The organism is Pseudomonas sp., from assembly GCF_026224925.1.
GTDB lineage: Bacteria > Pseudomonadota > Gammaproteobacteria > Pseudomonadales > Pseudomonadaceae > Aquipseudomonas.
On sequence record NZ_JAMFRV010000032.1, the window covers coordinates 1 to 8,710 of the forward strand.

Sequence of the window (8,710 nt, forward strand, 5' to 3'; positions counted from 1 at the left end):
CCTACACCCTGAACGCACATAATCCAGACTTTATCGCCCTGCACGGCGGTGGCAACGGCATAGAAACGTTCACCTACACCCTCAAGGATGCCGACGGCGATACCAGTCAGGCCAATCTGGTGCTGAACATTCACAACAACGATGACCCGGTGACCCTGGATTGCCTCAATGTCAGAGGCGGTGAGCTGACGGTCTACGAGAAGAACCTCAGCACAGGTACTCATCCTAATGCCGAGGCGTTGACCCAGCGCGGTGAATTCGTGGTCCACGCCCCCGATGGCTTGCAAAGCCTCAACGTTGGCGGGATCAACGTGGTCGTTGGGGGCGTCGTTCAAGGCTTCCCGCTCTCTGTCGACACGGTCATCGGCAGCGTGCTGACGATAACCGGTTACAACGCAGAAACCGGGGTGGTCAGTTACAGCTACACCCTTCAACACAACGCGTTGGAGGCTAATGGCAACGGCGCCAACAGTCTCACCGAACATTTCACGGTGGTTGCAACGGACGGTGATAACAGTTCAGCCACAGGCGTTATCGACGTCAAAGTGGTTGATGACGTGCCGATCGCACATGCCGACACCGCCCATGTCGTGGAAGGCGGCATCGTCAGCGGCAACGTATTGGACAATGACAAGATTGGCGCTGATGGCCCTGGTGCTGGCGGCCCTGTGGTGGGCGTGCGGGCTGGCGGCGACACCTCGCAGGCGGCATACGGGGGCTTGGGCACCTCAATTGCCGGCACCTACGGAACCTTGGTCTTGGACGCGTTTGGCAACGCGACGTACCACAGCTACCCTGACTCGGTGAGTGCGCCGGGCGCGCATGACGTTTTCACCTATTCAATACGCGACGCGGACGGCGACGTCAGCACTACTACGCTCTCGATTGCTGTCGAAGACTCCTGCCTCAAAGCGGTCTCGAATCAATGTGTCACGGTTTTTGAAAGTGCGTTGGACCTGTGCCAAACCGGCCATGACCTCGCGCCCGGCAAGGTGGTCGGCAGCAACCCGGATTCCCCTGCGGAAACCGGATCAGGCTCGTTGGCGGGTTCGGTGTCGGGCGGCGTCGGCGCGGTTAGTTTCAGTCTGGAGGGCAGCCATAACGGAACGCTAACGGGCCATTACGGCGAAATCCACCTCGACAGTAACGGCACTTATACCTACACCCTGACTTCGGCACCGAAAACCTCGCCCATGGCCAACGACGGTGCCAACGTCGAGCACGACAGCTTCACCTACACCGCCACGGACGCCTTGGGTAATACGGTGACCAGCACCATCGTGGTCAACATTGTCGATGACGTCCCCACTGCTGTTTGCAGCGAACGCACGGCGCCGGTAGTGGGGGTCAATTCGAACTTGCTGCTGGTGATTGATGTGTCTGGCAGCATGGCCGATGCCTCCGGAGTGTCGTGTTTTTCACGTTTGGATTTGGCCAAACAGGCCATCTATGCCTTGCTCGACAAGTACGAAGACATGGGCGATGTGAAAGTCCAGATCGTCACCTTTAGCTCAGGTGCGACCGACAAGACGCCAGTCTGGGTCGATATCGACACTGCGAAGTCGATCATCAGCACGTTGTCGGCTGGCGGCAATACCAACTATGACGCAGCGGTTGCGGCGGCCAAGTTGGCGTTCCCTACCGACGGTGCGATAGCCGGTGCGCAAAACGTCGCGTACTTCCTGTCTGACGGTAACCCGACCAACAACCAGAATATTGGCACTGCTGACGAAACTGCGTGGAAAGCTTTCCTCAACGCCAATGACATCAAGGCCTACGCCATTGGCCTCGGCTCGGGGATCAGCAATACCTACCTCGACCCACTGGCGTATGACGGCGCGACTCACACCAACACCAATGCGGTACTGGTCACTGATCTGAATGGTCTTAATGCCGTATTAACCGGCACCGTGCACGGTGTGCCGATTACCGGCAGCTTGATGACGGGTGGCAGCTTTGGCGCCGACGGCGGCTTTATCAAGGCGATCATCGTCGACGGCACGTCTTATCTTTACGACCCGAAAGCCAATCACGGTCAGGGTGGTTTCAGTGTGGTGGGCGCCGGTCACGGCACCTTCGACACTGCTTCCAACAGCGTCACGGTCACCAGCCATAATGGCGGCACGCTGGTGGTGGACATGGACAATGGCGAGTACACCTACACGCCACCCAAAGTGAGCAGCGCAGGCGTTACCGAAACGTTTGGTTTTGTGGCGAGTGACAACGACGGCGACGTGGCGGGCGCTAATCTGGTGGTTCACGTTAATCCCAACGGTCCCCCAGTGGCGGTGGCCGACAATGTGATAACCAACATTCTGTCGCCGAACATTAATGTGCCCGCGCAATTGTTGTTGGCTAATGACACCGATCCCAATGGCGACAAACTGACGGCTTCACCGACTACCTTCAACACCGGTTGGGCTGCGAAAGGCGCCGACTTTACTGCTACCAGTTCGACAGCCATCAAATTCACCGGCATGGGCGATAGCAGCGTCAATCAGTTAAAGACTATTGCGCGCAGTGACTTCTTCGACAGCTCCGGAACGCTGACGGCATTGGTGGTGCTTAACGGTTATTTGGGCGCGACCAATGCTTCGGCAGCCAACGCCCAAGACCTTTACACCGTGACCTTGCACAAAGGTGAAACGGTTACTTTGAGTAATTCCAAGGGTGACGGGCACGTCGCGATGCAATGGCAAGACGTCAATGGCGCGTTCCACACCATCGCCGACGGCAGCACGTTTACCGCTGCGGACGATGGGGTTTATCACCTTCAAGTGAAAAATATCGATAACACGAGCGGCCATCACGTGTCGGCCGCAGAAAGTTATCAACTTAAAGTGCTGGTCGATTACTCCTCCGCCCAGAACGTGACGCCGGATTACCACGGCACTTATACCGTCAATGACGGCCACGGCGGCACCAGCGTGGCCGGCGTTAACATTCATTACCAAGCGGGCAATACGTTACAAGGCACTAACCACAACGACGTGTTGATCGGCGGTCCGGGGAGCGTTCATTTGCACGGCGGCGACGGCAATGACGTGTTGCAAGCCGGCAACGGCAATAACGAGCTGTTCGGTGACAAAGGCAACGACATCCTGATCAGTGGGCCGGGCAATGATTTACTCGATGGCGGTGCGGGTAACAACACCGCCAGCTACGCGAACGCGACGGCGGGTGTGCACGTTGATCTGAGCATTATTACGGCGCAGAACACCATTGGGGCTGGGGTCGATACCTTGGCCCATATCGATAACCTGATCGGCTCGCACTTCAACGACACCCTGACCGGCGGATATGACAACAACATCATCAATGGCGGGCTGGGCAACGATATTCTTAACGGTGGTGGTGGCGACGACATCTTGATCGGTGGCCTGGGTAATAACACCCTGACAGGCGGCAGTGGCAGCGACACTTTCAAATGGGAACAGGGCAATGTCGGGCATGATTTGGTGACCGACTTTAGCATCGGCGTCGACAAACTCGACCTCTCTCAACTGCTCCAGGGCGAGAATTCCAGCACCGCGTCACTGGATGATTATTTGCACTTCAAAGTCAGTGGCAGTGGCGAAAACGTGGTCACCACTATCGAGGTTAACCCCATCGTTGGCCAAGCCCCAACGCAGACCATCGACCTGGCCGGGGTGGATTTGGCCAGCCACTACGGCGTCACGCCGGGGTCCGGCGGGATGATAGCCAGCGGGCACGACACGGCCTCTATTATCAGCGGCATGATCAGCGATCATTCGTTGAAGGTGGACACGGTTTGAGTGCGGGTGGATAGGGTGGCTATCCCCCATGGAACCGAATTCATTCGGGAAGCGTGCGGCGTGGTGTTTCAGGCAGACTGCGCCGCTTGCTGAATGCTGCGCGCCCAAGCGGTTAACGCTGATTGGGCCGCTACCGCTTGTCGGCTTTATCTGTTTGTTCTGCTCGTTCACGCCTCGGTTTTGTCTGCAAAGACCCAGAAATTTGGCGCGAGCCGCCATGCCGCTCAGCCATACCGGCCGTTCCTTTGATGAATTCCGAAGTGGACGTTGCTTGCAATATGGGTGATGCCTAAACGATGGCCTTCTCCTGTTTCACTCAGTGATCGTCATATTTTTGGCGACATTTTATAGTCAGTTTCAATCAACAAAATATCAAGTAAGCCGATAGCAAGGCGACACGAATGTGTGCTGAAAGCACCGTTCCAGAGCTATCCCTTTGCTGGTGCGCACGCCGCACCCACTCGAGTGCGACATGATTGATCTCTCCACCTGGGACCTCTCAATTCCCGTAAATGTACCGGCTACCACCATTGATACGCCGAGACTGGTGGCTGGCTACCAAGATGGTTACTTCCGTTCAGGAGACACATTGTTCTTCTGGGCCCCGGTTACTGGGTCCAAGACAGACAATGCCATTTATCCCCGAACCGAGTTACGCGAGACCTACGCCAGCGGAGCTTTGTACAACTGGCAATACTCCCAGGCGGATAATGTCTTGCGCGCTGCGGTCGCGATAAATCAGGTGCCCTCCACCGGCAAAATCGTGATCGGTCAAATCCACTGCTATGGCAGCACAGAGCCTTTGATCAAGCTGGAGTATCAGTACAAGGAGAAGCTTCAGAGCGGCAACATTGTGGTCAAGTTTCGCCTCACGCCGACCTCGGAGCCGGAAGTGATTCAGATCGCCACAGGTGTGCTGCTCAACGAGCGATTTACCTACAGCATTCACCTGACGCCAATCGGCAATATCACGGTGAACGCTCATGAAATGCAGTGGACCGCTAAATTGGACGGCACCTGGAGTGGCAAATTGTTGTACTTCAAAGCGGGGGTCTATACCCAAGACAACACCGGGTATACGACGGAGGGCGGGGCTGCGACGTTCTATAAGTTGGCGATTTCACATCAGAAGGCGGGATGACCGGAGAGCTGCGTGGTGCCTGAAACAAAGCTTTCGTCGGCAAGCCAACCCCTACAGATTAGTGTTCGGCACAAGATTTGTGCTGATGGATATCCTGTGGGAGCAAGCTTGCTTGCGAAGGCAGCGGCGCGGTGTATCAGATACACCGCATTGCCTTCTTTATCAGTGGTGGCGAGGCTTGAGAATCGCGGGAGCCGGTTTTTCATCCGGGGCCTGACACAGCAGGTAAAGCGCGGTCAGTGCTTCAGGAATCTGCACGATCATGTCGTCCATCAGGTTCGGGTCTTTCGCGATGTCTTCAAACTCTGGCTGCTCATCGAACAAACCTGAACCCACCATCAGCGGCAGCAGCATTTCGCTGACTTCGTCTTCAGCGCTTTCGAACCAGGCGTTTTCACGCAGGAACACACCTTCCATGAAACCGATGCACCAGCCGCGCAATTCCGAGTCGTCCGGGTCATCGCCCAGATCCAGATCGCATGGCAGTTCGAATTCTTCGTCCGAGGCCAGTTGGCGAGCGATGTGCGCCTGCAACTGAATCAGCGTGGCTTCGGTTTCTTCACGTTGCGCGTCGCTTTCATAATGCGGCGGCTCGGAAAAAATCGCGTCGATCCACTCACGAGTAGGTACTGTTTCCGCACAAATCGACAACGCGGTCAGGAAGCCGTGGGCGGCCACATAATCCAACGCTTCGTCGTGCAGCTCGTCAGCGTCGAGGAAGACTTGCAGGCGGGTTAGTTGCTCAGCGAAGGACATTGAAAGACTACCTTGGGAATAAACAATGCTGAATTCTAGGCTGTGTATGGCCTGCGCGCCAGTAAGACAGGTGTTAGATGCTGTTACTCGTTTAATTTCGACCACTGATGTCACTGCTGTCCTTTGCCTGGAAACCCTCGGGTATAATGCCGCGCTTTGCGACGCTGCTCAGGGTTGCGACAGGCTGTAGCAGGATGGTTTCTGCAAATTTTGGGGTTTTTATGCTCGAACAGGCTCAACGCGTACTTAAAGACATCTTCGGCTACGACAGTTTTCGTGGCCGCCAAGGTGCCATTATTGAGCGCGTTGCTCGCGGCGGCGATGCCTTGGTACTGATGCCCACCGGTGGCGGCAAGTCCTTGTGTTTTCAGGTGCCTGGGCTGTTACGGGACGGTTTGGCGGTGGTGGTTTCGCCGCTGATCGCGCTGATGGACGATCAGGTCGCGACCCTTGAGGAACTCGGGGTGTCGGCGGCGGCGCTGAATTCAACCTTAAGCGCCGAGCAGCAACGTGATCTGGCCAACCGGATTCGTCTGGGCGAGATCAAAATGCTTTATCTGGCCCCGGAGCGCCTAGTCCAGCCGCGCATGCTGGCCTTCCTGCAAAACCTGCAAATAGCTTTGTTTGCCATCGATGAAGCCCACTGCGTATCGCAATGGGGCCATGACTTCCGTCCTGAATACTTGAAACTGGGTCAGCTCGCTGAGCTGTTTCCGGACGTACCGCGCATCGCCCTGACCGCTACGGCCGATAAGCGCACCCGGGAAGAAATCGTCGAGCGCCTGCATTTGCAGAAAGCTGAGCGTTTTCTATCGAGTTTTGATCGTCCGAATATCTTCTATCGCATCGTGCCCAAAGAGCAGCCGCGCAAACAGCTATTGGCGTTTCTGTCCGAGCGGCGCAGCGACGCAGGCATCGTTTATTGCTTGTCGCGCAAGAAGGTGGATGAAGTAGCGGCGTTCCTGTGTGAGAACAATTACCCAGCTCTGCCATATCACGCCGGGTTGCCCAACGAGACCCGTGCCGCTAACCAAAAGCGCTTCCTCAATGAGGAAGGTCTGATCATGGTAGCGACCATCGCGTTTGGCATGGGCATCGACAAACCCAACGTACGTTTCGTCGCGCACATGGATTTGCCTAAGTCATTGGAAGCTTATTACCAGGAAACAGGCCGCTCGGGCCGCGATGGCCTGCCTGCCGATGCTTGGATGGCCTACGGTCTGCAAGACGTGTTGATGCTTAAGCAGATGCTGCAGAACTCCGAGGGTGACGAGCGCCACAAGCGTCTTGAGCAACACAAGCTCGACGCCATGTTGTCGCTCTGCGAGGAAACTCGTTGCCGTCGCCAGACGCTGCTGGCGTATTTCGACGAAGACATGCCCAACCCCTGCGGCCATTGCGACAACTGTGTCGACGGTGTGCAGACCTGGGACGCCACCGAGCCTGCGCGTCAGGCGTTGTCGGCAATTTACCGCACCGGCCAGCGCTATGGCGTCGGTCATTTGGTGGACGTGCTGTTGGGTCGTGACAACGACAAAGTCAAAAGCTTTGGCCACCAGCACCTCGCCGTATTCGGCGTTGGAAAGGCCCGTGCCGAAAGTGAGTGGCGCTCCCTGTTTCGCCAATTGGTGGCGCGGGGGCTGGCTGATATCGACCTGGAAGGTTACGGCGGGTTGCGTTTGAGCGACACCTGTCGGCCGTTGTTGCGGGGTGAGGTGACACTGGAATTGCGCCGTGATCTGAAACCACAGACAACCGCGAAAAGTGGCTCAAGCCCGGCCAGCCAATTGGTCCGTGGCGAAGAGCGCGAACAATGGGAAGCGTTGCGTGCCCTGCGGCGCAAATTGGCCGAAGAACACGGGGTGCCGCCTTACGTCATCTTCCCCGACTCCACGCTGCTGGAAATGCTTCGCAGCAAGCCCGGTTCGATGTCGGAAATGGCCCAGGTCAGCGGCGTCGGTGCGCGCAAGCTGGAGCGCTATGGGGAAGCATTCCTCGAAGTCCTCGGCGGTGCAGCAGAGGCGCCAAGAGTTGTCGCCGACCTGCGTCATGAGCTGATCAGCCTGGCCCGCGCCGGGATGACCCCATTGCAGATCGCCGGTCAGTTGCAGTGCTCGGAGAAAAACGTCTATACGATGCTGGCCGAGGCCATCGGCAAGCAGCAGTTATCGCTGGAACAGGCGCTGGATCTTCCTGAAGACCTGCTCAGCGAGGTGCAAGACGCGTTCCTTGACGGCGAAGGGGAGCTGCCGCCTGTCGCGGCCGTGGCCGCACAATTTACCGGCCGGGTGCCCGAAGGTGTTTTGTATTGCGTGCGGGCTGCGTTGCAATCTGAATTCGAAGTCTGAACCTTGACCTAAAGGGCTTATAATCGCTATAAGCGCCTCCCTGCGACAGCGAGGCACTTGCCTACATTGAAGGGGCATGGTTAGCTGGCTAATTATTAGTACAAGCCTTCAATCATGAGTTTCCTATGCCCTTAACTGATCAACACCGCTTCGGTATGCAATTGGCGCATCTGTCCCGCGGCTGGCGCGCCGAGTTGGACCGGCGTCTGGCCGACCTTGGGCTATCACAGGCGCGCTGGCTGGTGTTGCTGCACTTGGCGCGTTTTGACGAGCCGCCGACTCAGCGTGAACTGGCGCAAAGCATCGGGGTAGAAGGCCCAACCCTTGCCCGCTTGCTCGACAGCCTGGAAGCTCAAGGACTGGTTCGGCGTCAGCCCGTGGCTGAGGACCGTCGAGCGAAAAACATCCTGCTGAGTGCGACGGCTCGCCCTTTAATCGAAAAGATCGAGACTATCGCCAACGCGTTGCGCGTTGAGCTGTTTGTGGGCGTTGATGAAGAAGAACTGCGGACCTGCATGCAAGTCCACTCAAGAATTTTGGCAAATCTGGAGAAATCTTGAGCGCCGAGTATTCGGCGAGAGGTAGAGTCTTATAAGTTTGAACATTCTTGAAAGCGTGCGAGCATCACGCTGGAATTGCCCCCATACTCGCGCCATCTACGAGTAGATGTTAAGTGTGCCGAGAAGCCA

The 8,710-nt window shown here is 56.9% G+C and carries 5 protein-coding genes; 4 read left to right on the forward strand and 1 reads right to left on the reverse strand.

Features of this window, described 5'->3' with window-relative positions; translation table 11 throughout:
- Both M0974_RS01610 and M0974_RS01615 read left to right on the forward strand, forming a co-directional pair.
- Positions 1-3,776, forward strand: a 3,776-nt coding sequence (locus tag M0974_RS01610; protein ID WP_297831811.1) for a type I secretion C-terminal target domain-containing protein, incomplete at its 5' end; no start/stop codon positions are given.
- Positions 3,777-4,248: 472 nt separating this feature from the next.
- Entirely contained in the window at positions 4,249-4,917 is a 669-nt protein-coding gene (locus M0974_RS01615) for a polysaccharide lyase family 7 protein (RefSeq protein ID WP_297831814.1), read from the forward strand.
- Positions 4,918-5,079: 162 nt separating this feature from the next.
- Here the strand turns inward: M0974_RS01615 and M0974_RS01620 are convergent, their stop codons facing one another.
- Complete coding sequence (locus M0974_RS01620) at positions 5,080-5,673, reverse strand: YecA family protein (protein WP_297831817.1); 594 nt, start codon at positions 5,671-5,673, stop codon at positions 5,080-5,082.
- 221 nt (positions 5,674-5,894) lie between these two features.
- Between M0974_RS01620 and recQ the strand changes: the two genes are divergently transcribed.
- Positions 5,895-8,021, forward strand: a complete 2,127-nt coding sequence (gene recQ, locus M0974_RS01625) for a DNA helicase RecQ (RefSeq protein WP_297831820.1) — start codon at positions 5,895-5,897, stop codon at positions 8,019-8,021.
- 125 nt (positions 8,022-8,146) lie between these two features.
- Entirely contained in the window at positions 8,147-8,581 is a 435-nt protein-coding gene (locus M0974_RS01630) for a MarR family transcriptional regulator (protein WP_297831823.1), read from the forward strand.
- The last annotated feature ends 129 nt before the right edge of the window (positions 8,582-8,710 follow it).

Excerpts from the sequence above, each read along its gene's own strand:
- M0974_RS01620 (WP_297831817.1), bottom strand. The coding sequence starts at position 5,673 with ATGTCCTTCGCTGAGCAACTAACCCGCCTGCAAGTCTTCCTCGACGCT.
- recQ (WP_297831820.1), top strand. The coding sequence starts at position 5,895 with ATGCTCGAACAGGCTCAACGCGTACTTAAAGACATCTTCGGCTACGAC.
- M0974_RS01630 (WP_297831823.1), top strand. The coding sequence starts at position 8,147 with ATGCCCTTAACTGATCAACACCGCTTCGGTATGCAATTGGCGCATCTG.
- M0974_RS01615 (WP_297831814.1), top strand. The coding sequence starts at position 4,249 with ATGATTGATCTCTCCACCTGGGACCTCTCAATTCCCGTAAATGTACCG.